Below are 22,572 nucleotides of genomic sequence, written 5' to 3' on the forward strand. Positions count from 1 at the left end.
CGCCCGTCACGCGGTGCCCTGGCCGCGGGCGCGGCGGCGGCCGAGCCAGACGATGGCGCCGAGCGTCGCCACGATGACGAGGAAGGAGAACAGCGTCGTCACGGTGCCGAGTGCGTAGAGCACCGGCGTCGTGACGTTGGTGGTCATGCCGTAGATCTCCAGCGGCAGGGTGTTGTAGGTGCCCGAGGTCATCAGCGAGCGCGCGAACTCGTCATAGGACAGGGTGAAGCCGAACAGGCCGACGCCGATCAGCATCGGCGCGATCATCGGCAGCAGCACGTGCAGGAAGGTCTGCCAGGCGCTGGCGCCAAGGTCGCGGGCGGCCTCCTCGTAGGCAGGCGAGAAGCGGTTGAACACGGCGAACATGATCAGCACGCCGAAGGGCAGCGTCCAGGTCAGGTGGGCGCCGAAGGCGGAGCTGTACCAGGCCGGGCGCAGGCCCACCTGCTGGAACATCACGCCGATGCCGAGCGAGACGATGATCGAGGGCACCACGAGGCTCGCGACCGACAGGTAGAACAGCGGCGTCGCGCCGAGGAAGCGGCGGCGGAAGGCGAGGCCCGCCAGCAGCGACACCACGACGGTGACCAGCATGACGCCGATGCCCAGCGTCAGCGAGCGGCGGAAGCTGCCGCCGAAATCGCCGACCGCCTGGCGCTCCGTCAGGTTGCGGAACCAGTGCAGCGAGGTGCCGTTGAGCGGGAAGGTCAGCCCGCCATCCGGTCCCTGGAAGGACAGGATGACGATGGCCGACAGCGGTCCGTAAAGGAACACCACGAACAGCGCGAAGAACAGCGCCAGGATCCAGAATTCGAGGCCGCGAGTCTCGCTCATCTCACAGCTCCTTGCGGATGTCGACGACGCGCAGGATCGCGGCGACGAGCAGCAGGACGATGGCCAGCAGCACCACCGCATTGGCGGCGGCGGCCGGATATTGCAGCAAGGACATCTGGTTGCGCATCATCAGGGCGACCGAGGCGCTCTGCCCGCCCGACATCACCTGGACGGTGATGAAGTCGGCCATCACCAGCGTCACCACGAAGATCGTGCCGATCGCCATGCCCGGCTTGGCCAGCGGCAGGATCACGTTGGTCAGCACCTGCAGGCTGGAGGCGCCGGCATCGCGCGCCGCCTCCACCAGCGCGCGGTCGATGCGCATCAACGTGTTGAAGATCGGCGTCACCATGAACAGCGTGTAGAGATGCACCATCGCCAGCACCACGGCGAAATCGGAATAGAGCAGCCATTCCACCGGGGCCGGCACGATGCCGAGGTCGACGAGCGCCGTGTTGACCAGCCCGTTGCGTCCGAGCACCGGGATCCACGAGATCATGCGGATGATGTTGGAGGTCAGGAACGGCACGGTGCAGACCAGGAACAGCACCATCTGCATGGTCTGGCTGCGCACGTGGAAGGCGAGGAAATAGGCGACCCAGAAGCCGATGACGAGGGTCAGCACCCAGACGATCACCGCATATTTGAACGTGTTGAGATAGGTCCGCCAGGTCACCGCCGAACCCAGCGTCTCGATATAGTTGGTCAGCACGAAATCGGGATAGAGCCGGGCGAAGTCGTAGTCCCAGAAGCTCACCGCGACGATCATCGCCAGTGGCGCCAGCAGGAAGGCGCCGAGGATGAGCGCCAGCGGCGCTGCCTGCAGATAGGCGGCGGCGGACCTGCCGAAGCGGGCGAGACGGCGGGCGGGCAGCGTCCCGTCCGGTTCGCTCATCGGGAGGGCAGGCGGATTGGCGGCGGCGGTCATGCCTCGGCTCCGTGCGGGGTTTCAGGATGCGGGAAGCCGCTCTCCCGGGACGGTGGTCGCCCCGGGAGAGCGGTGAGATCATCCTCAGGCGGCGATGAACTCGTTCCAGCGGCGGACCATGTAGCGGTCCTCGTCCATGACCGAGTTCCAGCAGGCGACCTTGCCCATGCGCTCGTTGAAGGAGCCGCCGTCGCGCACGGCACCGGCCTTTTCCATCACCCTGCCGTCCGGCGACAGGATGTCGCCCGCCGCCGGCTTGCCCTCGACCCAGAAGCCCCACTCGTCCTCGGACATGTATTCCTTCGCCGTCTCCATGGCGGCGGAGTAGTAGCCCTGGCGGTTGAGGTAGGCGCCGACCCAGCCGGACAGGTACCAGTCGATATACTCGTACGCCGCATCGAGCTTGGCGCCCGACAGGTGCTTGGCGAGGCCGATGCCGCCGCCCCAGGCGCGGTAGCCTTCCTTCAGCGGCTGGTAGACGCAGGGAATGCCACGCGAGCGCACGGCGGCCACCGCCGGCGACCACATTGACTGGATCACCACCTCGCCCGAGGCCATCAGGTTGACGCTCTCGTCGAAGGACTTCCAGAAGGCGCGGAACTGGCCGTCCTTCTTGGCCTTGATCAGGAACTCGATGGTCTTGTCGATCTCCTCCTTGGTCATGTTGCCCTTGTCGGCATACTGGACCTCGCCCAGTGCCTCCATGATCATGGCCGCGTCCATGATGCCGATGGAGGGGATGTTGAGGATCGAGGTCTTGCCCTTGAAGGCCGGGTCCATGATGTCGGCCCAGGTGGTGATCTCGCGACCGACGAGGTCCGGACGGATGCCCAGCGTGTCGGCGTTGTAGATCGTCGGCACCATGGTCAGCCAGTCGGTCGGGGCGCTGGCGAAGGTGGTGGAGTCCTTGCCCTCGACGAAGCCGACCGTGTGCGGCGCCGTTCCTTGCGCGATGACGCTGTCCGGCGTCAGCTTGCCGTCGATGAACAGCGGCACGATCTTGTCGTAGTATTTCAGCCGGGAGACCTCCATCGGCTGCATCACACCGGCCGGGAACACCTTCTTGGCGATCCAGTATTCGATATCGGCGATGTCGTAGCTGTCCGGCTGGGTGACGGCGCGCTGGGCGGCAGCGTCGGAATCGGTTGCCGTCATTTCCAGCGTGATGCCGAGGTCTTCCTTGCACTTCTCGGCGATGGCGTTGAGGTTCGACACGCCGGTGCCGAACTGGCGCAGGGTGATCGGGTTCTGCGCCCAGATGGTCGGGAAGCCGGTGATGGCGCCGCTGCCCGCGACAAGGCCGGCGGCAGCCGCACCGGTCTTCAGCAGTGAGCGGCGGGACAGGCCGCTCGCGCCGGTGGCGGTCTTGGTGGTCGGTGTCGTCGTCATTTCAGTTCCCCTCTCTTTTGATGGTCGGCCTTGGATTTTCAGGAAGCGAGGCGGCCGAGGACGATGGCGTCCTCCCGGTTCCACGCGAGCGGCGCCGCATCGCCGACCTTGACGGGTGCGGCGAAGAAATCGGCGTCGCTGACGATTGCTGTGAAGTCGTCCACTCCGGCTCCGGCGACGGTGAGCTTCACCGACGAGCCGCGATATTCGATGTTCTGCACCACACCGGTGAAGCCGAGGCCCGGCGCGCTAGCCGGGCCGATCCGCACCCGGTCGGTTCGCACGGCAATGTCGATGGCCTCATCTGCGTCCGGCGGCGTGCCGTCGGCGGAAAACAGCCTGCCACCGGCCGGGGCGATGGTCACGCCGCGCTCGTCGCGGCTCGAAAGGCGGCCGGTGATGACGTTGTGATCGCCCATGAAGCGGGCGACGAAGGCATTGGCGGGCTGCTCGAACACTCTGCGCGGCGCCGCCGCCTGTTCGATCCGCCCGGCATTCATCACCACGATCAGGTCGGCGAGCGCCATCGCCTCCTCCTGGGAGTGGGTGACATGCACGAAGGTGATGCCGAGCGAGGCCTGCAGCCGCTTCAACTCGGCCCGCATCTTGACCTTCAGGAAGGGATCGAGCGCCGACAGCGGTTCGTCGAGCAGCAGGGCCTGCGGATCGGTGATCAAGGCGCGGGCGAGCGCCACGCGCTGCTGCTGGCCACCCGAAAGCTGCGCCGGCCGGCGCGCGGCATAGGGCTCCATATGCACCAGTTCGAGCATGTCCAGCGCCCGCCGCCGCCGCTCCTGCTTGCCGACGCCCTTCATCTTCAGGCTGAAGGCGACATTGTCGGTGACATCGAGATGCGGGAACAGCGCATAGGACTGGAACATCATCGAGGTGCCGCGGCGCGCCGGCGGCAGGTCGGTGACCACCTGGTTGCCGAGCCGCACGTCGCCGTCCGAAATGCTCTCGTGGCCGGCGATCATCCGCAGCGTCGTGCTCTTGCCGCAGCCCGAGGGACCGAGCAGGCAGCAATAGCTGCCGGCCGGGATCTTCAGGCTGATCGCATGCACGGCCGTGGTCGATCCGTAGACCTTGGTGACGGAGGCAATGTCGATGGCGGCGGCCTTGCTCATATGCGGTCCCCTCTGGCGTGGCTGCTGCAATGCATCATGCGTGCCAGTCGCGGAACTCCGGGCTTTTCAACGATTTTTCAAATGGTTCTGCAAGGCTGGCTGTGAGGTGCGGAGCGCCATCTTGCCGCACTGCACAGATTCTGTGCGATTGTCGGCAAAACATGAAAAGATTGTATGCAATCTTGGTGAGGGTCGTATGCGCTCCCTGTGCGAGGCGGCGGAAACGCGCTAAAAGGGTTGCGGGGAATCAGATGAGATGACTGTTCACGACCACGCCGCCCCCGGCGGCCAGCTTTCCGACGACCGTGCCGGCGCCATCCGCGACCGGCTGCGGCTGGCCATTGTCGGCCGCAAGCTGGCGCCCGGTACCAAGCTGTCGGAGGCCGAGGTCGGCGCTCTGTTCGATGTCAGCCGCACCGTCGTGCGCGCGGCGTTGCAGATGCTCGCTTTCGAGGGGCTCGTGCGCAGCGAGCGCAACCGCGGCGCCTTCGTCGCCAATCCCTCGCCCGACGAGGCGCGCCAGATCTTTGCCTCCCGCCGGCTGATCGAACCGGGCATTGCCCGCGAGGCTTGCGCGCGCATCGATGCCGCCGCGCTCGAGCGCTTTGCCGCACTGATTGCCGAGGAGGCGAGCCAGATCGCCGCTCCCGGCCCGGCGGCCCGCCAGGCGGAGATCAAGGCGTCGGGAGACTTCCACCTGTTGCTGGCCGAAGTCGCGGGGAACGCCATCCTCCACCGCTTCATGGAGGAACTGGTCGCGCGCTCCTCGCTGGTCATCGCACTCTATGGTCGCTCGGATGCCTCCAGTTGCGCCCATGCGGAGCATCGCGGCATTCTGGAGGCGCTGGCTGCCGGTGAAGCGGAGCGGCTCGTACGGCTGGTTGGCGAGCATATCGACCATATCGAGGCCGATCTCGACCTTGCGCCGCAGGGCCGCGCTCCGGCGCTCAAGGATGCGCTCGGCTTCTAACGTTTCGCCTCGCGCGCCTCGGCCGCGCGCTCCGCCTCGGCCATGTAGTCGCGGGTGATCGGCACCGTGTCGATCCGCTTTGTCAGTTGCAACTGGAACACCATGTTGGTGCGCTGCCGGAAGCCGACCTCGCACAGCGCCAGATAGAACTCCCACATCCGCAGGAAGCGCGCGTCGTAGATCTTCAGCACCTCCTCGCGGTGGGCGAGGAAGCGTTCGCGCCAGTGGCGCAGCGTCTCGGCATAGTGCAGCCGCAGGATCTCGACATCGGTGGCAAAGAGCCCCGTCTTCTCCACCGCCGCGAACACTTCCGACATCGAAGGCAGATCGGCGCCGGGGAAAATGTACTTGCGGATGAAGGGGTTGATCGGGGCGGGCACGTCCGAATAGCCGATCGCGTGGATCAGCGCGACCCCGTCCGGGGCAAGCAACTCGCGCAGCTTGCCGAAATATTCCAGGTAGTGCCGCTTGCCGACATGCTCGAACATGCCGACCGAGACGATGCGGTCGAACGGCCCCCGCTGCTCGCGGTAGTCCCTGAGGTGGAACGACACGCGTTCCCCTGCCGGCGACGCGGCGGCGCGCGCCTGGGAATGGGCGAACTGTTCCTCGCTCAACGTCACCCCGGTCACTTCGGCGCCATAGGCTTCGGCAAGATAAAGCGCCATGCCGCCCCACCCCGAGCCGATGTCCAGCACCTTGAGGCCAGGCCGGTCGAGCATCAGCTTCGCCGCGATATGTCGCTTCTTGTTGAGTTGCGCCTCCTCCAGCGTGTCCTCGGGCGAGCGGAAATAGGCGCAGGAATACTGCCGGTCGCTATCGAGGAAGAGGTCGTAGAGGGCGGGCGACAGATCGTAGTGATGGGCGACGTTGCGCTGGGCTCGGCCCATCGGGTTAGACTGCTTGAGCCGTGCGGTGGCCCGCTCCAGCAGCGACATCCAGGGATGGCCGGCCTCGGTACCGTAGTTGCGGGCAAGGAGGTCCAGAAACTCGTAGAGCCGTCCATCATCGACCGTGAGGCTGCCATCCATATAAGCTTCGCCGAGGCCGAGCACCGGGTTGCGGACCAGCTTCCAGTCGGAGGCATCGGTCGACAGCCGGACGGTCGCGACCGGCGGCGAGCCGTCGCCCAGAAGATGGGAGCGGCCGGCCCTGTCGATGACCGTGAGACTGCCGCGGCGGACAATGGAGCGAAGGAGACGGAGGAAGATCATGGACGGGCTGGCGCTCATGTGAGGTCAGGCGGGCTGCCGGGGAGGCGGCTTGCATGCACAGGCGAGCGGCGGAACAAAGCCCGCCGACCGAGCACGATACCACGGCTTTCCGTTTTGTCCGAACCGGTTGCGACGCGCGCGTCCGGCCTGTGCCGGTTGTGCAGGCGCTTCGGATCCCGATCTTCGCCCCGCTAGAACAGCCGCATGTCGCGGGCAAGCAGCTTCCACTGGTGGATTCGGGCGGCGCCGCCGTCGTCCTGCCGTTCGGCCACCGCGTCGACGATCAGGTTCAGCGCCGAGATGATGCCGACCGTCGATTCCAGGTAGAGGCCGCTGCGCGAGGGGGCATGGATCACGGCATCGGCGAGATCCTTGGCCCAGTGGCAGTATTCATCGGTGACCACGGCGCAGCGCCGCCCCTGCGCACGGGCGATGCGCGCAAGATCCTGGGACTCCCTCGCATAGGGCACCACATCGACCAGCAGCAGGCAGGTGGCGCCCGGCACCCGGTCCGGCGCGGTACCGCTCTCCGGCAGCCATTCGGCCAGCATGCCGTCATGGGCGGAGAGGTAGCGCACTGCCGGGCGGGCGATGGCCAAGCGCCTTGCGAAATCCTCCGCGATGCCCCGCACCGACTGGAAGCCGGTGACATGGATGGCGGCCGAGCCCGCCAGCAGGTCGACCAGCGTGCGGAAGGCCGGGCCGCCGGCCTGCTGGAAGACGCTGTGCAATGCCTCGACCTCGGCCTTCAGCACCCGCTCGAGCCGGTCGTCGAGGGGCGGCGCGACGGCCCCCGCCTGTCGCCCGTGGCCGGGTGACAGGGAATACTGTTCTCGCATCATCGCCTTGAGGCCGCGCATGCCGTCGCATCCCAGCCGCCGCAGCAGCCGCCCCACCGTCACCTCGCTCACTCCCACCTTGGCCGCAAGGGTCCGGCCGGTCTCCAGCCCGAGCGTGTCCAGGTTCAGCAGCATGAACTGGGCAAGCCGGGCCTCCTGCGTCGGCAGGCCGGGCAGGGCGGCTTCGATCTTCTCCGCCAGTTCCTGGAAGCTGACGGTCGGATAGCTGGCGAAACCTTCCCGCATGGTGACCTCGCATGACAGAAAAATAACATTTGCAGATTTTGTAATTTAAATGGCACCTTTCATTCGTCAAACAAAAAAGGCTCGGGACCAAAGAAAACCCGGTCACTCCTTCACCTTCCAAAAGGGGAGCCGAACAATGAAACTCTCATCGGGCGTAAAGCCCAAGTCGTCGACGGCGCTGCTCGGCGCCGTCATCGCGCTGTCTGCGGGCGTCCTTGCGGTTGTTCCGCAGCAGGCCGCCGCTGAGGGCAAGCTGAGTCTCTACAACTGGGGCGATTACATCAATCCAAAGATCCTGGAGACGTTCAAGGAGGAATTCGGCGTCGAGGTCAGCCTCGATACCTATGGTACCAACGAGGAAATGCTGGCGAAGATCCAGGCCGGGGCGACGGGTTATGATATCGTCTTCCCGTCCGTGCACATGCACGACATCATGCACCAGCTCGGCCTTCTGGCGAAGACCGACATCGGCAGCCATCCCGACTTCAAGAACATCGACCCGCAGTTCATCCGCGCCAGGACCGACCCACAGGCCGAGTATTGCCTGCCCTATGCGTGGGGCAGCGTCGGCATCGTCTACAACCGCCAGAAGGCGGAAGGCATCGAGGGCTGGGCGGATTTCTTCGCATTGGCCGAGAAGGGCGAGAAGATCATCCTGCTCGACGACCTGCGCGAGACGCTCGGCATCGGCCTGATCATGAACGGCCACTCTGTCAACTCGCGCGACGAGGACGAGCTGCGCCAGGCCGCCGACTACATTATCGAGCGGGTCGGCAACATCAGCGCCTTCACCTATGACAGCATCCCTCTGGTCCAGTCGGGCGACGTTGCCGCCGCGCACTGGTATGTCGGCGCCAATATCTTCGCCCAGGAGATACCCGACACCCTCAAATACATCATCCCCAAGGAAGGGGCGACGATGTACCAGGAGGATATGTGCGTGCTCGCCTCGGCGCCGAACAAGGAGAATGCCATCCGCTTCATGGAGTTCTACCTGCGCCCGGAGATCGCCGCGCTCAACGTCTCGCAGCAGCTCAACGGCACGCCCAACGTGCCGGCACTGGAGCTCATCCCCGAGGCGATCCGCGGCAACGAGAGCATCTATCCGCCGCAGGAGGTGATGGACAAACTCGAGATCTTCGAGGATCTGGGACAGGATCTGAAGCTCTACAACCGCGAGTGGACGCGGGTGAAGACGGCGCAGTAGCGGCCTTGTCTCCCTCCCCCGGCGGCGTGTTCGCGCCGCCGGATCCTTCCGGTTCCCCTCCGATCCATCCGGGAGCTTGCATGCCACCGCTTCTCGAGATCCGCGACGCCGCCCGGCAGTTCGTGACGCCCGACGGGGTGCGCGTCGCCGCCCTGGACGGTCTCTCGCTGACTGTCTCCGACAATGAATTCGTCACCTTGCTCGGGCCCTCGGGCTGCGGCAAGACCACCTTGCTGCGCACCATCAGCGGCTTCGAGGACCTCGATTCCGGGGATATCCTGATCGACGGCGCCTCCATTCTGGATCGGCCGGCCCATGCGCGGCCCGTCAACACTGTGTTCCAGAACTATGCGCTGTTTCCGCATATGAACGTGGCGCGCAATGTCGGCTACAGCCTGGAGGTCGCCGGCGTACCGGCCCGCGAGCGGACCCGCCGTGTCGGCGAGGCGCTGGAGCTCGTCAGCCTGTCCGGCTTCGGCGAACGCTCGGTGCGCCAGCTCTCCGGCGGCCAGCAGCAGCGGGTGGCGCTTGCCCGGGCCATCGTCGCCCGGCCGAAGCTGCTGCTGCTCGACGAGCCGCTCTCCGCGCTAGATCGCAACCTGCGTCAGAAGATGCAGGAAGAGCTGAAGCTGCTGCAACACGAGCTCGGCATCTCCTTCATCTTCGTTACCCACGACCAGGAGGAGGCGCTGACTATGTCCGACCGCATCGTCGTCCTCGACGGCGGCCGGATCCAGCAATGCGGCGGGCCGGAGGACGTCTATTATCGTCCGGCCAATGCCTTCGTCGCCCGGTTTATCGGCGAGAGCAACCTGCTGGCCGCGACTGTCGTCTCCGCCGATGCCGGGGGCAGTCTGGTGGAGATCGCGGACGGAACCCGGGTGCACCTTGCCGGCCGCTCCCTCACGCCGGGAGCGCGTGCCACGCTGCTGGTGCGGCCCGAGGCGATCGACCTGTCCGCGGCGAGCGAAACCGGTGGCGCGTCCGCCGGCGCGGCCCGCCGGGACGATGGCCTTGCCCTGTCGGGCAGGCTCGCGCAGGCGTTCTTCGGCGGCACGGACTATCGCCTTGCCGTCGAGGTGGCCGGGCTCGATCCGCTGAAGGTGACGGCCCGCGGCGGCATTGGCGCGGCAAGCGCGGGGTTTGCCCCCGGTCGCGCGGTCTCGCTCTTCGTGCCGCAGGCAGCGATCCATGTGCTGGAGGGGCGGCCATGACCGGGCGGCAGGCCGCTTCGCACGGCCCCAACGCGCTGCGCCGGCAGGCGGCGCTCGCCCTCCTGCTCGCGGCGCCGACCCTGTTCCTGGCGGTGTTCTTCGTCGGGCCGCTGGCACTGATGTTCGTCTATAGCTGGTTGGAGCCCGGCCTCTATGGCGGCGTCGAGTGGACCTTCTACCATCTCAACTTCGGTCGCATCTTCGGCTGGGCCAACACCCGCTACGAAAGCTTCGATCCGGTGTATTTGCGCATATTCGCCCGCTCTCTATGGCTGGCGCTGCAGACCTCGTTCTTTTGCCTGCTGCTGTGCTATCCGGCCGCCTTCTGGGTCAGCCGGCTCGGTCCACGCGCCCGCAACCTCTTCATCTTCCTCATCACCCTGCCGTTCTTCGTCAGCCTGGTGGTGCGCCTTTTCGCCTGGGTGCTCTTGCTGCGGCCGACCGGCTTCGTCAATCAGGCGCTGCTCGGCCTCGGCCTCGTCGAGCGGCCACTGGAGATCATCTACACGGAAGCCGCCGTGGTGATCGGCATGGTCTATGTGTTCATCCCCTTCATGTTCCTGCCGCTCTATGCCAGCGTCGAAAAGCTCGACGCCAGCCTGGTCGAGGCTTCGCAGGACCTCGGTGCCAGCCGCTTCCAGACCTTCCGCAAGGTGGTGCTGCCGCTCACCCTGCCGGGCATCGTCGGCGGTTCGATCATCGTCTTCATCCCGAGTCTGGGCAATTTCGTCGTGCCCTCGCTGCTCGGCGGAGCGAAGGTGATGATGACCGGCAACCTCATCGAGCAGCAGTTCCTGTCGGCGCGCAACTGGCCATTCGGTGCGGCTCTCGGCATGACGGTGATGGCCGCGGTGCTGCTGCTGCTCGTCGTCTATGTGCGGCTGCTGGCGCGCGACGACGATGCTGCTCCCTCCGGCGCAAGGAGCTGAGCCCATGTCCGCACCGCGCAACAGGATCGGCCTTCTCGGTCTCTACGGCGTTCTCTTCTTCGCCTTCATCTACGCGCCGATCATCCTGATCGTCGTCTTCTCGTTCAACGCCAATCCGGTCAACATGATGATCTGGAGCGGCTTCACCCTCGACTGGTACCGCTCGATCTTCGGCCTCTCCACCGGCCTCGACGAACTGTCGCTCTATGTGCAGTCGACCGATCAGTTGTTGAAGGCGGTGCGCAACAGCCTGATCGTGGCCTTGACCACGACCCTCGTTGCCACCGTCTTCGGCACCTCGGTAGCGCTGGCCGTGGCGCGCTTTCGCTTCCGCCTGCGCTCGTTCTACCGGGCCTTGATGTTCATGCCGATGATCATGCCCGACATCGTCCTCGGCATTGCCCTGCTGGTCTTCTTCGTCAGCTTCGGCATGAGCCTTGGTCTCGTCAGCATCATCATCGGCCACTGCACCTTCCTGACCAGCTATGTCTTCATCGTGGTCAGTGCCCGGCTCGCCGGCATGGATCGGTCGCTGGAGGAGGCTTCGGCTGATCTCGGCGCCGACGGCTGGACCACGTTCCGCAAGGTGACGCTGCCGCTGATCCTGCCCGGCGTGATCGGCGGTGCGCTGCTCGCCTTCATCATCTCGATGGACGATCTCGTCATCACCTACTTCATCTCCGGAGTCGACTCGACCACCCTCCCGGTCTTCATCTATGGCATGTTGCGGCGGGGAATTAAGCCGGAAATCAACGCGATAGCGACTGTCATGCTGGTCTTCTCCTTCGTCGTCGCATCGCTCGGCCTCTATCTCAGATCGCGAGGAAAATGACATGACCGCCCGAAGCGCCCCGCTGAAGCCGCGCGCCCGCGATCTGGGCCTCGACCTGCCCGGCTGCTGCGGTCCCTTCAATGCCATCACCGACGTGCCCGGCGTCCTGGTCGGCTTCAAGACCCTGCAGCGACCGGCCGGCTCCGGCACGCCGCCCGTGCTGACCGGCGTCACCGCCATCCTGCCGCGCGGCTTCGACACGCATCCAAGTCCGGTCTGGGCGGGGCAATATACGCTCAACGGCAATGGCGAGATGACCGGCAGCCACTGGGTGCGCGACGCCGGCCATTTCCTCGGCCCGCTGGTGATCACCAACACCCATTCGGTTGGCATCGCCCATCATGCGGCGACCCGCTGGATCCTCTCTCATCATGCCGAAGCGTTCGCGCGGCACCACCTGTGGGCAATGCCGGTGATCGCCGAGACCTATGACGGCGTCCTCAGCGACATCAACGGCCAGCATGTCGGCGAGGACGACGTTCTGGCGGCGATCGGAGCGGCCGTCTCCGGCCCGGTGGCGGAAGGCAATGTCGGCGGCGGGGCCGGCATGATCTGCTACGAGTTCAAGGGCGGCACCGGCACATCCTCGCGCCGCCTCGCGGTGGCGGGTGAGGACTTCACCCTCGGCGTTCTGGTCCAGGCCAACCATGGCCACCGGCCCTGGCTCACCGTGCTCGGCGCTCCGGTCGGCCGCCATCTCGAGCGCGACCGCATTGCCGAGATGCCCAGCGAGCGCGGCTCGATCATCGCCGTCATCGCCACCGACCTGCCGCTCGGCCCCTCGCAACTGGAGCGTCTCGCCCGCCGTGCCGCTCTTGGCATCGGCCGCGGCGGCACGCCCGGCGGCAACAGTTCCGGCGATATCTTCCTGGCGTTCAGCACCGCCAACCGCATGGACCTGCCGCAGCTTTCCGGGCCCTGGCGTGACATGCGCACGCTCAACGACGAGCTGCTCGATCCGGTTTATCTGGCCGCCGTCGAGGCGGTGGACGAGGCGGTGCTCAACGCCATGCTGGCAGCCGAGGACGCGCCGACGGCAAAGCCCGCCGGTCACGTCTGCCGGGCGCTGCCAGTGAAGGACCTGCTGGCGGTGCTGGCCCGCTATGGGCGTGCTCCGCTGACGGTTCCGGCCTCCACACCGGCGCCGGCGACCGGCCGCTGACCCCGTCCCCGGAGACTGTCAGAAGCTTGGCGGCGTGCAGGCGCTGACCACGATGCAGGGCTCCGGCCCGACTGCGCGGAAGCGGTGCGGCACGGTGCTGTCGAAGGCGTAGGCATCGCCCGCCCCCAGGATCTTGCGCTGATCTCCGACCGTCACTTCCAGCCGGCCGGAGATCACCACGCCGCCTTCCTCGCCGTCGTGGGAGAGCGGTGCCCGCCCGGTATCGGCGCCCGGTTCGTAGCGCTCGTGCAGGATCTGCAGCCGCCGGCCGAACAGATTGCCGCCGACCTGGCGATAGGAGATTCGCCCCTTGCCGATCTCCTTGAGCTCCTCGCCCTGGAAGAACACCTGCCGCTCGGCGCCAGGCTCGAAGGCGAAGAAATCGGTGAGGCTGACCGGGATGCCGTCGAGCACCCGTTTCAGCGCGCCGACGGACGGGTTCATGCGACCGGACTCGATCAGCGAGATCGTTGCATTGGTGACACCGGCCCGCTTCGCCAGCGTGCGCTGCGACAGCCCATGCGCGGCGCGCAGGGCCCGCAGCCGGCCGCCGATGTCGAGTTCCGCGTCGCTGCCGTTGGGCCTGCCGTTAGACATGTTTACGATCCTCAACGCTCTCCTATCTTCCTTAGTAGAAACAATGGCTTGCAAAAATCAAGAAACAGACTGTTTCAGGATGGAAAAAGAGCGCAGGCTGCAGATTGACAAAAACCGCCGGAGAGGCCGCAATGGACATGCTGGACGATACGCCCCGGGGCAAGAGCAACCGCAAGCTCGATGCCTATTGGATGCCCTTTACCGCCAACCGCCAGTTCAAGGCTTCGCCGCGCATGCTGGTCGGCGCCAAGGGCCTGCACTACACCAGCGATGACGGACGCGAGATCCTCGACGGTACTGCCGGCCTGTGGTGCTGCAATGCCGGCCACGGTCACGCCGAGATCGCCGATGCGGTGCACCGCCAACTGCTCGAGATGGACTACGCGCCCTCCTTCCAGATGGGCCATCCGCTGGCGTTCGAATTCGCCGAGCGGCTCAAGGAACTCGCCCCGGACGGCTTCGAGCATGTCTTCTTCACTGGCTCGGGCTCCGAATCCGTCGACACGGCGCTGAAGATCGCGCTGGCCTGGCACCGGGCGCGCGGCGAGGGCTCGCGCACCCGCCTGATCGGCCGCGAGCGCGGCTATCACGGCGTCGGCTTCGGCGGCATCTCCGTCGGCGGCCTCGTCAACAACCGCCGCCATTTCGGCACGCTGCTGACCGGCGTCGACCATCTGCCGCACACCCATGCGCCGGAGCACAACGCCTTCTCGCGCGGCCAGCCGGAATGGGGCGCGCATCTTGCCGACGATCTTGAGCGCCTTGTCGGCCTGCACGGCGCCGAGACGATCGCCGCCGTCATCGTCGAGCCGGTCGCCGGCTCCACCGGCGTGCTGGTGCCGCCGAAGGGCTATCTGCAGCGCCTGCGCGAGATCTGCGACAAGCATGGCATTCTGCTGATCTTCGACGAGGTGATCACCGGGTTCGGCCGTCTCGGCACGCCCTTCGCCTCGCAGTTCTTCGGCGTCATGCCGGACATCTTCACCACCGCCAAGGGCCTGACCAACGGTGCGGTGCCGATGGGCGCGGTCTTCACCACCGACCGCATCCACGACGCCTTCATGAACGGGCCGGAAGGCACGATCGAACTGTTCCACGGCTACACCTATTCGGGTCATCCGATCGCCTGCGCCGCGGGTCTTGCGACGCTCGACATCTACGAGCGCGACGGGCTGCTGACCCGCGCCGCCGCCATTGCTCCGGCCTGGGAAGAGGCGCTGCACGGGCTGAAGGACGCGCCGCATGTTGTCGACATCCGCAATCTCGGCCTGATCGGCGGCATCGAACTCGCCTCGCGCCCCGGCGCGCCGGGCGCCCGCGCCTATGACGTGTTCACGGCCTGCTTCCAGGAAGGCTGCATGATCCGCGTCACCGGCGACGTCATTGCCATGTCGCCGCCGCTCTCCATCGGCGAGGCGGAGATCGGCCAGTTGATCGGCACCCTGCGCAAGGTGCTCGAACGCACGCAGTAACAAGGCGGCGGGAGCCGAAACAGATCATCTGGAAACATCGACCGCACGCGGGGCTCGGCGCAGTCCCGCGTGGCGGATGCGCGCGCGCAGGGCGCAGCAGGAAATCATCCGACGACATCGACCTTGCTTGCCCGGCAAAAGCGCTCGCCAAAGAAGCCGTTGGATCGTTTCGCAATGCTTTGGGCGCACGCCTGTCGCCGGGCCGATCAGCACGATTTGTCGCCACCGTGGCGTGTTGAAGTCGTGCTGCTGTCGTGGTGGAATGACGGCCGTTAGGGCATGGGTTCGGTATCGGACATCACCGCAGGCTTTTCATGGTCATCCGCAAATACCGTCTCGAAAAAGGCCTGAGCCAGGAACAGCTCGCCGATATGGCCGGCGTGAGTGCCCGCACCATCCAGCGCCTCGAGCGCGGTGCGAAGGCAACGCCCGAGACCTTGAAGTGCCTGGCTGCTGCTCTCGATGTCGATTTCGCCGCACTCAGAAAGGACGACGACATGCCTGAAGCCCTCTCTTCAACCAGCCCCATCGCTCCCGCAGTGGAGGACCATGTCAGGGACATCAAGGCGTTTTATCTGCATGCCATTCGCTATGCGCTGGTGATGTTCCTGCTTCTCGTCATCAATCTGTGGGTCTCGCCGGGGTTCCTGTGGGTGGTCTTTCCGGCAATCGGGTGGGGGATTGGGCTGGCGGCGCATGGCCTGTCCGCCTTCCAGATCGCCACGTTCTTCGGACCGGACTGGGAGCGCCGCGAGATTGCCCGCCGACTGCGCAAGTGATCTGGGCGGACGGCGGTCAGGAACGTGTCCGGACGGACCGTCGTTGCGCGTTTTGCCGCGCGCCCCGGTCAGATCCCCGTTGCGCTTCAGCATGAGCAGGGCTTGCCGCGACTGCATCGTGGGAAGCCGTCTTGGGCCGGCAGGTCAACTCAGCGCATCGCGAATATGGCGCCGATAATGGGGGTTTGTCCCCAGCCGTTGGGCATAGGCACGCAGATGCGGTAGCTCGGCGCCGCTTTCGGGCAACAGGAACCAGCGGTGAACCGATGGGGCCGCCGTTATATCGGCGAGCGACAACTGGTCCCCCGCCAGAAAGCGGTGATCAGCCAGCCAACTGTCCAGTGCGGCGACCGCCGCTTTGACCGCCGGCAGGTCTGCATCCTCTGTTTTGCCGGCTGCCCGGGCCTTGCGCAGGCGGGTCATGACCGGAGTGAACGAGATCGAGGCCCAGTCCATCCAACCATCGACCCTGCTACGGGCCCCGGTCTCCTGCGGCCAGAGCAGGGTCGGCTGCCGACCGGCCAGATAGCGCAGCACTGCGTTGGATTCCCAGACCACAGTATCGCCATCCCGCACCACAGGCACCTTGCCGAAGGGGTTCATCGCCAGAAACTCCGGCGTGTCAGTGGGGCCGAAGCCGCGGCCGGTGGGCACCAGACGATAGTCCTGCCCCAATTCATCCAACAGCCAGAACACCTTGGCGCTGTTCGAGGAGTTGCGCCGTCCAAACACCGTCAGCATCCCGTTATGCTCCCTTGCCGGAGAGCCGCGCCAGAAGCGGGCCAAGCAGGCTGTCCGTCTCAAGCGCGAGGAATGTCGCGCAGACAGTTTCGGCCGCAGCCGTGCCAAGTTTCGCTTGCGCACAATCGATGAACTTGTCGGTCACCTCGGCGTCCGACATCGGGTTCATCGGTCCGCGCCCGAAATTGGTCGAGGCGCTGTCGTTGAACGTGCGTCCATCCTTCATCACCACTTCGACGCATCCCAGATAGGCGTCTGCCTCCCGATGGCCGGTCGCGGTGACATGCGGCAGGAGCGGCGCCAGATCGGCGGTGAGGAAAGTCGCGTCATCGAAATCGGCCAGACGGATGCGACCGGCGGTCAGCGCCTTGGCAGTCAGGAACTGCACGCTGAACTTGGCGTCGAGACCCGAGCGGGGGGCGCCTCGGTTGGTATGCGCCAGACGGCGCTCATGGGTGCGGATCTCGATCCTGGCAATCTGGTCTGCGGCAAGCAGGCCTTCACGGGCAACGATCCGCAACGCTGCATCGATGGCCGAATGCGCACTGCCGCAGCAGGGGTGCTGCTTGATCGCGATGCCGGGCGACAGCACTTCGAGCGGACCGTCCCATCCGTTCAGGATGGCGTCTGCGTCATAGGTGCCTGCCCCGTTGAACAGGTTGAAGAAGCCATACTGATGTTCGAAGGCATCCGGATTGGCCGTCATTCCCCGCTGGGCGACAAGCGCCGCCATGATGCCGTTATACGCGGCGTGGCCGACATGCATCGGCTTGACCGGGGTGCCGAAGTTGGATTTCAGCCCCGAGGCCATCGAGACCGCGATGGCCAGTGCCATGGCCATCTGCTCCTCGTCGAGGTCGAGCATCCGTGCTGCCGCGGCCGTTGCGCCGAAGACGCCCAGTGTCGCGGTCGGGTGCCAGCCCTTTTCATAGTGATGCGGCAACAGCCCGCGCGCCAGCCGGGTTTCCACCTCGACGCCGGTGATCCAGGCTTCCAGCGCCCGGCCGGCCGTTGCGCCTTGGACTTCGGCAAGGCCGAGCACCACAGGTACGACCGGGGCCGAGGGGTGCCCGCCCATGGTGGTGGAGCAATCGTCGAAATCCAGCGCATGGGCGGCGGTGCCGTTGATCATTGCGGCATGCAGCACCGAGGCGCGGCGTCCCGCCCGGCCCCAGAGCGTGACCGTGCCCGGCGCGGCATCGATCGCCAGCGTCTCCTCCAGCGCATCGAGATAGGGCGCGTCGGCCCCGGCCAGCGCCACGCCAACGGTGTCGGCAAAGGCGCGTCGGCCGATATGCACTGCGTCGGCCGGAACGGTGTCGAGCCGAATCCCGAGCGCCCGACGTGCAAGTTCGCGTGCAAAGCTCATGTCTTTCGTTCCTTCAACGGGTCGCGGCTGCAATGGCTGCGGTCAGGTCGGCTGCGCGGGGAAGCTGGTCCAGGCGCATCAGCAGGGCAAACACCTCTGCGGCGCCGGTTTCCGTCAGGCTGGCGCGGGCGCAATCGCCGAACTTCGCCTCCAGCATGTCCTGCGGCAGAGGAGTTTCGGGGCCACGGCCCAGCGGGGCGGCAACCGACTGGCGCAGGACGCGGCCGTCGGAGAGTGTCACCACCACCTCGGCGCCGTAATCGTTCGCGTCGTCGTCATGTGGTTCCATTCGGATCAGCCCCATGATGCGGGTCACCTCGGGATCGTGCAGGGCATGATCCTCAAAGTGATCGAGCAGCACAGCGCCGTTCACGAGGCCCCGCGACACTGCATAGGGCAGCGAGAATTTGGCGTTGAGGGCACTGGTCGCGGGATTGCGCACATGCGGCAGCAGACGGCGGGGGTGCATCCGCACCAGGACATCGCGGATAGCCAGACTGTCGGATAGGGAACTGTCGTGCATCTGGATGGCCGCGTCGATGGCGCCGTGAACGCTGTAGACACAGGGGTATTTCTTGATCGAGATCCCTGGGGCGAGCAGATCCAGTGGCGCAGACCAGTTCATCAGCATCTTCTGCGGGTCGTAATTGCCGGCGCCGTTGAAGACCTCGAGAAACCCTTGCGGATGTTCGAGCGCGGCGGGAGACCCCTTCACGCCTCTCGCCGCCACCAGGGCCGCGAGCAGGCCGTTGCGGGCGGCAATGCCTGCATGCATCGGCTTGGTCGGGGTGCCGAAATTTGCCTTGATGCCCGAGGCGAGCGAGGCGGAGATCGAAATCGAGTGAGCGATCTGGTCTTCGGACAGGTTCATCAGTGCTGCCGCGGCCACTGCCGCGCCGAAGATGCCGAGCGTTGCCGTCGGATGCCAGCCCTTCTCATAGTGCTGGAAGTTGACGCCGCGGGCGAAACGAGTCGCGGCTTCGACGCCGACGATATAGGCCTCTGTCAATTGCCGACCCGTCGCGCCGCGCACTTCGGCCAAAGCCAGAAGGCCGGGGATGATGATGACGGTCGGATGTCCCGACAGCGATTTGGAAGTGTCGTCATAGTCCAAGGCATGGCCCGCCGTGCCATTGACGAACGCGGCGTCCAGCATGCTCAGCCGCTGCTTGCGACCCAGCACTTGGCACGGGCCGGTGCCATAAAGTTCGGGCATCAGCACGGCGTCGGTCGTTGCGGTGGGGGCGCCCAGCAATGTGCAGCCGATCATATCGGCAATTGCATTGCGGGCCCATTTCACGGCCTCGGGGTCAAAGCTTGCCGGATCAAGGGCGACAACCCGCTTGGCGAGTTCGCGGGACAGGGACATCGCATTTACCTTTCTTCTGTCGTAAGGGCGACGATGCGGGGCTGGGATTGGGTGTGGTTGTCCGAGGGGGGCTGCATGAGCGCGGTCAGGCGACGGACGGAGGGTTGCTCGCTCAGCGTCGCCAACCGCGTGTAAAGTTCGGCCATCGTCGAGGTCGGCAATACGCGCTGCGCGCAATCGTCGAACTTGGCCCGGAACTGGGATTCGGTCATTGGATTGGCCGGACTGCGGCCCATGGCGACGCTGGCGCTGGCGGAAAGCCTGCGCCCGTCGGACAGGGTCACGGTCACCTGGCCGAAGGACAGATCCGCGTCCTCATGCGCGGCTAGATGAATCCGCGCCGAAAGCGCCTGTGTCTGCGGGTCGGACAGAAGCGGCTCTTCAAACTCGGCGAAGCCGACAGTGCCCGAAAGCAGGGCGCGGGCTGTCAGGTACTGGGTGGAGAATTTGGCATCCAGGCCGTCGCGCGGCCGTGGGCGGTCGATATTCTTGAGCCGCTTGGGATGCAGTGCCACCTTAACCGTTTCGATGCCGGCACCGCCGATCAGCGGCTGCAGTTCGGCCGCGGCGTCGATGGCGCAGTGAATGAAAGCACAGCAGGGGTATTGCTTGATCGCGATTCCAGGGGAGAGCAACGCGAAGTCCTCGCCCCAGCCGTCGAGGGCCGGGGCGAAGTCCTCGGCGATGCCGCCGTTGAATGCGGCCATGAAGCCGAACCTGTGCTCCAGAACGGTGGTACTGGCGGTAAAGCCGGCCTGCGCCAGCAGTGCTGCTTGCAGGCCGTTGCGATTGGCCTGACCGGCGTGAAGGGGCTTGGTCATCGTGCCGGAATTCGCCCGCAGCCCGGCCGCGCTCGAGGCGGCGATGCCGAGGGCGACCGACATGCGCTCGGCGGACAGGCCAAGCAGGCGGCCGGCAGCGACTGCGGCCCCCAGAACGCCGAAGGTGACGGTGGGGTGCCAGCCTCGTTCCGCGTGCGCCGGATTCGAAAGGCGGGCGATCCGGATCTCGGCCTCCACGCCTGCGACATAGGCTGTCAGGAGGTCCTTGCCGCTGCAATCCAGCGCGTCGCCCAGTGCCAGCAGCGCCGGTACGATGCTGACCGACGGATGGCCATCCATCTCAAGATTGCAGTCGTCGAAATCAAGGGCATGGGCGGCAACGCCGTTGATCTGGGCAGCATCCAGGACGTGTGCATGCCCCCGGCGGCCGAGCAGCCTCGCCTTGCCGGTGGTGGCCGGCAGGATGGACGCGGCAAGGCGTGTCACAGTCTCGTTGGCGCCAGCGATCCCGCAGCCGACGGTATCCGCAAGAGCGCGGCAGGCCCAGTCCCGCACCGCCGGGCTCAGGGCGCAAGAAGACAGGCCTGCAGCGCGCGCTGCAAGCTCAAGCGTCAAGGACGTCACGAGGAAACTCCGGTTGCTATGCCCGGCCCGCCGGCGGCGGGCCGGCGCAGGTCAATGCTTCAGGATCTGGTCGAGGAAAACGCGGGTCCGCTCCTCGCGCGGGTTTCCGAAGAAGTCTTCGGGAGGGGCGCTTTCCACCTTGCGGCCATCGGCCATGAAGACAACGTTGTCGGCAACAGTGCGGGCGAACCCCATTTCATGCGTCACCACGATCATGGTCATGCCGCTTTCGGCAAGCTCGATCATGGTGTCCAGCACTTCCTTGATCATCTCCGGATCGAGTGCGGAGGTCGGCTCGTCGAAGAGCATGATCTCGGGCTCCATGCACAGGCTTCGGGCAATGGCCACCCGCTGCTGCTGTCCCCCCGAAAGCTGGAGCGGATATTTGTTCGCCTGCTCGGGGATGCGGACCTTCTTCAGGAAGTGCATCGCCAGATCTTCGGCGGCGACTTTCTTCATGTGCCGGGTCAGCATCGGGCCGAGCGTCAGGTTTTCCAGAACGGTCAGATGCGGAAACAGATTGAAGTTCTGGAACACCATGCCGATGTTACGGCGGATCGTATCGATGTTCTTCACATTGTCGGTCATCTCCAGTCCCTTGACGAAGATCTGCCCGGACTGGTGCGCTTCAAGCCGGTTGATGCAGCGAATGAGTGTCGACTTTCCCGAGCCTGAGGGGCCGCAGACGACGACGCGTTCGCCCTTGCGCACATCGAGGCTGACATCGTGCAGCACCTGAAAGGCGCTGAACCACTTCGACACGTTGCGCATGCTGATGACAGGGGTGGAGGTCTGATCTGGAAGGGAGGATTGGGGCATGTCTTATCTCCAGTTTTGGTCGTCAGATCCGACCCGAGGCGATCCACTTCTCGACCTGGCGCGCATAGAGCGAGAGCGCATAGCCGAAGAAAAGGTAGACCGCCGCCACGAACAGATACGCTTCGACATAGAATTTGCGCCAGAGCGGATCCTGCATCACGGCCGTGGTTGCTGTCAGGATGTCGAAGAGACCGATGATGATCACGAATGAAGTGTTCTTCATTGCCGCGATGATGTGGTTGGTGATCGCGGGCAGGCTGATGCGCAAGGCTTGCGGTAGGATGATCGTGCGCGTCGTCTGCCAGTAGCTGAGGCTGAGGGACTGGGCCGCCTCGTACTGACCGCGCGGGATGGCTTGAAGCCCGCCACGGATCACCTCGGCTTGATAGCAGGCGAAGAAGATCGCGATGCCCACGGTGATGCGCAGCAGCTTGTTCACCTCCATACCGGCGGGCAAGAACAGCGGAAACACGTTCACGGCCACGAAGAGGATGGTGATCAACGGCACCCCGCGCAGGGATTCGATGAACACCACCGACACGCCCCGCGCCACCGGCAGGGGGGCACGGCGCCCCAGCGCCAGCAGCACCGCAACGGGCATGCCGATCAGGACGGTTCCGGTGAACAGCAGCATGGTGAGCGGCAGCCCGCCCCATTCCGATGTGGCCACATAGCGCAGACCCAGAACGCCCCCGAACATCAGCGCGCCGATGGACAGCGTCGCAAAGATCCAGAGCGGCACCAGAAGGCGCAGGTTCCAGAAGCGCGGCCAGAGCGAGATGACCACCGTGACCAGGTAGATCACCATCATCAGCACCAGTCGCCAGTGTTCGTCATAGGGGTAGAGCCCGAACAGCATCGGCCGGTGCTTCTCGACGATCACCGCCCAGCAGGCGCCGGTCGCGGCGCGGCAGACATCGGGATCGGTGGTATAGAACACGGCATTGATCACGCCCCAGTCCAGCACGAACCAGAAAAAGCGGATGAGGCCAGCAGCGACAATCACCGTCAGAAGGCTTTGCCAGATGGAACCAAACAGGTTCGCTTTCAGCCAGACAGTGCCGGAGATGCGGGCATGCGGGTCATAGGTGGGGGCCGGGGTGGCGATCTGTGAGGAAATCGTGGTCAT

At 65.6% G+C, this 22,572-nt stretch carries 21 protein-coding genes; 8 read left to right on the forward strand and 13 right to left on the reverse strand.

Annotated features, from left to right (window positions below; translation table 11 throughout):
* Positions 1-6: 6 nt before the first annotated feature.
* From TSB10P1A_RS14405 to TSB10P1A_RS14420, 4 genes are all read right to left on the reverse strand, one after another.
* A complete protein-coding gene (locus TSB10P1A_RS14405; protein ID WP_186388632.1) occupies positions 7-834 on the reverse strand; it encodes an ABC transporter permease in 828 nt (275 codons plus the stop codon).
* 1 nt (position 835) lies between these two features.
* Positions 836-1,729 carry an ABC transporter permease gene (locus TSB10P1A_RS14410; protein WP_186388953.1) on the reverse strand — a complete coding sequence of 298 codons (894 nt, stop codon included), beginning with the start codon at positions 1,727-1,729 and terminating at the stop codon, positions 836-838.
* Positions 1,730-1,846: 117 nt separating this feature from the next.
* On the reverse strand, positions 1,847-3,151 hold the full coding sequence (locus TSB10P1A_RS14415; RefSeq protein ID WP_186388633.1) for a PotD/PotF family extracellular solute-binding protein: 1,305 nt from the start codon (positions 3,149-3,151) through the stop codon (positions 1,847-1,849).
* Between the two features lie 38 nt (positions 3,152-3,189).
* Positions 3,190-4,278, reverse strand: a complete 1,089-nt coding sequence (locus TSB10P1A_RS14420) for an ABC transporter ATP-binding protein (protein ID WP_186388634.1) — start codon at positions 4,276-4,278, stop codon at positions 3,190-3,192.
* 256 nt (positions 4,279-4,534) lie between these two features.
* Between TSB10P1A_RS14420 and TSB10P1A_RS14425 the strand changes: the two genes are divergently transcribed.
* Positions 4,535-5,248 carry a GntR family transcriptional regulator gene (locus tag TSB10P1A_RS14425; protein WP_186388635.1) on the forward strand — a complete coding sequence of 238 codons (714 nt, stop codon included), beginning with the start codon at positions 4,535-4,537 and terminating at the stop codon, positions 5,246-5,248.
* Here the strand turns inward: TSB10P1A_RS14425 and TSB10P1A_RS14430 are convergent.
* Positions 5,245-6,480, reverse strand: coding sequence for a cyclopropane-fatty-acyl-phospholipid synthase family protein (locus tag TSB10P1A_RS14430; protein WP_244293124.1), 1,236 nt, complete (start codon positions 6,478-6,480; stop codon positions 5,245-5,247). The genes TSB10P1A_RS14425 and TSB10P1A_RS14430 overlap by 4 nt on opposite strands.
* Positions 6,481-6,653: 173 nt before the next feature.
* The gene (locus tag TSB10P1A_RS14435) at positions 6,654-7,547 is read right to left on the reverse strand and encodes a MurR/RpiR family transcriptional regulator (protein ID WP_186388636.1); all 894 of its coding nucleotides are present in this window, start codon (positions 7,545-7,547) and stop codon (positions 6,654-6,656) included.
* A 136-nt stretch (positions 7,548-7,683) separates the two neighbouring features.
* Between TSB10P1A_RS14435 and TSB10P1A_RS14440 the strand changes: the two genes are divergently transcribed.
* From TSB10P1A_RS14440 to TSB10P1A_RS14460, 5 genes are all read left to right on the forward strand, one after another.
* Positions 7,684-8,754, forward strand: a complete 1,071-nt coding sequence (locus TSB10P1A_RS14440) for a PotD/PotF family extracellular solute-binding protein (RefSeq protein WP_186388637.1) — start codon at positions 7,684-7,686, stop codon at positions 8,752-8,754.
* Positions 8,755-8,834: 80 nt separating this feature from the next.
* Positions 8,835-9,968 carry an ABC transporter ATP-binding protein gene (locus TSB10P1A_RS14445; protein WP_186388638.1) on the forward strand — a complete coding sequence of 378 codons (1,134 nt, stop codon included), beginning with the start codon at positions 8,835-8,837 and terminating at the stop codon, positions 9,966-9,968.
* Entirely contained in the window at positions 9,965-10,897 is a 933-nt protein-coding gene (locus tag TSB10P1A_RS14450; RefSeq protein WP_186388639.1) for an ABC transporter permease, read from the forward strand. Before TSB10P1A_RS14445 ends, TSB10P1A_RS14450 begins: the two co-directional genes overlap by 4 nt.
* 4 nt (positions 10,898-10,901) lie before the next feature.
* Positions 10,902-11,729, forward strand: coding sequence for an ABC transporter permease (locus tag TSB10P1A_RS14455; protein WP_186388640.1), 828 nt, complete (start codon positions 10,902-10,904; stop codon positions 11,727-11,729).
* Position 11,730: 1 nt separating this feature from the next.
* Positions 11,731-12,891: a P1 family peptidase gene (locus TSB10P1A_RS14460; RefSeq protein WP_186388641.1), complete on the forward strand. Its 1,161-nt coding sequence runs from the start codon at positions 11,731-11,733 to the stop codon at positions 12,889-12,891.
* 18 nt (positions 12,892-12,909) lie between these two features.
* On the opposite strand, the gene TSB10P1A_RS14465 is transcribed toward TSB10P1A_RS14460, so the two are convergent.
* The gene (locus TSB10P1A_RS14465) at positions 12,910-13,488 is read right to left on the reverse strand and encodes a cupin domain-containing protein (RefSeq protein WP_186388642.1); all 579 of its coding nucleotides are present in this window, start codon (positions 13,486-13,488) and stop codon (positions 12,910-12,912) included.
* A gap of 131 nt (positions 13,489-13,619) precedes the next feature.
* On the opposite strand from TSB10P1A_RS14465, the gene TSB10P1A_RS14470 reads away from it, so the two are divergent.
* A complete protein-coding gene (locus TSB10P1A_RS14470; protein WP_186388643.1) occupies positions 13,620-14,960 on the forward strand; it encodes an aspartate aminotransferase family protein in 1,341 nt (446 codons plus the stop codon).
* Positions 14,961-15,274: 314 nt separating this feature from the next.
* A complete protein-coding gene (locus TSB10P1A_RS14475; protein ID WP_186388644.1) occupies positions 15,275-15,739 on the forward strand; it encodes a 2TM domain-containing protein in 465 nt (154 codons plus the stop codon).
* 144 nt (positions 15,740-15,883) lie between these two features.
* Here TSB10P1A_RS14475 and TSB10P1A_RS14480 read toward each other — a convergent pair whose 3' ends face one another.
* Genes TSB10P1A_RS14480 through TSB10P1A_RS14505 form a run of 6 tightly spaced genes read right to left on the reverse strand, consistent with a single transcriptional unit; the run spans position 15,884 to position 22,572 of the window.
* Positions 15,884-16,480, reverse strand: a complete 597-nt coding sequence (locus TSB10P1A_RS14480; protein ID WP_186388645.1) for a glutathione S-transferase family protein — start codon at positions 16,478-16,480, stop codon at positions 15,884-15,886.
* A 4-nt stretch (positions 16,481-16,484) separates the two neighbouring features.
* Positions 16,485-17,849: an MmgE/PrpD family protein gene (locus TSB10P1A_RS14485; RefSeq protein ID WP_186388646.1), complete on the reverse strand. Its 1,365-nt coding sequence runs from the start codon at positions 17,847-17,849 to the stop codon at positions 16,485-16,487.
* Between the two features lie 13 nt (positions 17,850-17,862).
* Complete coding sequence (locus TSB10P1A_RS14490; protein WP_186388647.1) at positions 17,863-19,218, reverse strand: MmgE/PrpD family protein; 1,356 nt, start codon at positions 19,216-19,218, stop codon at positions 17,863-17,865.
* Between the two features lie 5 nt (positions 19,219-19,223).
* On the reverse strand, positions 19,224-20,624 hold the full coding sequence (locus TSB10P1A_RS14495) for an MmgE/PrpD family protein (RefSeq protein WP_186388648.1): 1,401 nt from the start codon (positions 20,622-20,624) through the stop codon (positions 19,224-19,226).
* Between the two features lie 51 nt (positions 20,625-20,675).
* Complete coding sequence (locus TSB10P1A_RS14500) at positions 20,676-21,443, reverse strand: amino acid ABC transporter ATP-binding protein (RefSeq protein ID WP_186388649.1); 768 nt, start codon at positions 21,441-21,443, stop codon at positions 20,676-20,678.
* A gap of 22 nt (positions 21,444-21,465) precedes the next feature.
* Positions 21,466-22,572, reverse strand: coding sequence for an amino acid ABC transporter permease (locus TSB10P1A_RS14505; RefSeq protein WP_186388650.1), 1,107 nt, complete (start codon positions 22,570-22,572; stop codon positions 21,466-21,468).

Source organism: Stappia sp. TSB10P1A, from assembly GCF_900185725.1.
In the GTDB taxonomy this organism is placed as follows: Bacteria; Pseudomonadota; Alphaproteobacteria; order Rhizobiales; family Stappiaceae; genus Stappia.

Excerpts from the sequence above, each read along its gene's own strand:
- TSB10P1A_RS14405 (WP_186388632.1), bottom strand. The coding sequence starts at position 834 with ATGAGCGAGACTCGCGGCCTCGAATTCTGGATCCTGGCGCTGTTCTTC.
- TSB10P1A_RS14410 (WP_186388953.1), bottom strand. The coding sequence starts at position 1,729 with ATGAGCGAACCGGACGGGACGCTGCCCGCCCGCCGTCTCGCCCGCTTC.
- TSB10P1A_RS14415 (WP_186388633.1), bottom strand. The coding sequence starts at position 3,151 with ATGACGACGACACCGACCACCAAGACCGCCACCGGCGCGAGCGGCCTG.
- TSB10P1A_RS14420 (WP_186388634.1), bottom strand. The coding sequence starts at position 4,278 with ATGAGCAAGGCCGCCGCCATCGACATTGCCTCCGTCACCAAGGTCTAC.
- TSB10P1A_RS14425 (WP_186388635.1), top strand. The coding sequence starts at position 4,535 with ATGACTGTTCACGACCACGCCGCCCCCGGCGGCCAGCTTTCCGACGAC.
- TSB10P1A_RS14430 (WP_244293124.1), bottom strand. The coding sequence starts at position 6,480 with ATGAGCGCCAGCCCGTCCATGATCTTCCTCCGTCTCCTTCGCTCCATT.
- TSB10P1A_RS14435 (WP_186388636.1), bottom strand. The coding sequence starts at position 7,547 with ATGCGGGAAGGTTTCGCCAGCTATCCGACCGTCAGCTTCCAGGAACTG.
- TSB10P1A_RS14440 (WP_186388637.1), top strand. The coding sequence starts at position 7,684 with ATGAAACTCTCATCGGGCGTAAAGCCCAAGTCGTCGACGGCGCTGCTC.
- TSB10P1A_RS14445 (WP_186388638.1), top strand. The coding sequence starts at position 8,835 with ATGCCACCGCTTCTCGAGATCCGCGACGCCGCCCGGCAGTTCGTGACG.
- TSB10P1A_RS14450 (WP_186388639.1), top strand. The coding sequence starts at position 9,965 with ATGACCGGGCGGCAGGCCGCTTCGCACGGCCCCAACGCGCTGCGCCGG.
- TSB10P1A_RS14455 (WP_186388640.1), top strand. The coding sequence starts at position 10,902 with ATGTCCGCACCGCGCAACAGGATCGGCCTTCTCGGTCTCTACGGCGTT.
- TSB10P1A_RS14460 (WP_186388641.1), top strand. The coding sequence starts at position 11,731 with ATGACCGCCCGAAGCGCCCCGCTGAAGCCGCGCGCCCGCGATCTGGGC.
- TSB10P1A_RS14465 (WP_186388642.1), bottom strand. The coding sequence starts at position 13,488 with ATGTCTAACGGCAGGCCCAACGGCAGCGACGCGGAACTCGACATCGGC.
- TSB10P1A_RS14470 (WP_186388643.1), top strand. The coding sequence starts at position 13,620 with ATGGACATGCTGGACGATACGCCCCGGGGCAAGAGCAACCGCAAGCTC.
- TSB10P1A_RS14475 (WP_186388644.1), top strand. The coding sequence starts at position 15,275 with ATGGTCATCCGCAAATACCGTCTCGAAAAAGGCCTGAGCCAGGAACAG.
- TSB10P1A_RS14480 (WP_186388645.1), bottom strand. The coding sequence starts at position 16,480 with ATGCTGACGGTGTTTGGACGGCGCAACTCCTCGAACAGCGCCAAGGTG.
- TSB10P1A_RS14485 (WP_186388646.1), bottom strand. The coding sequence starts at position 17,849 with ATGAGCTTTGCACGCGAACTTGCACGTCGGGCGCTCGGGATTCGGCTC.
- TSB10P1A_RS14490 (WP_186388647.1), bottom strand. The coding sequence starts at position 19,218 with ATGTCCCTGTCCCGCGAACTCGCCAAGCGGGTTGTCGCCCTTGATCCG.
- TSB10P1A_RS14500 (WP_186388649.1), bottom strand. The coding sequence starts at position 21,443 with ATGCCCCAATCCTCCCTTCCAGATCAGACCTCCACCCCTGTCATCAGC.
- TSB10P1A_RS14505 (WP_186388650.1), bottom strand. The coding sequence starts at position 22,572 with ATGACCACGATTTCCTCACAGATCGCCACCCCGGCCCCCACCTATGAC.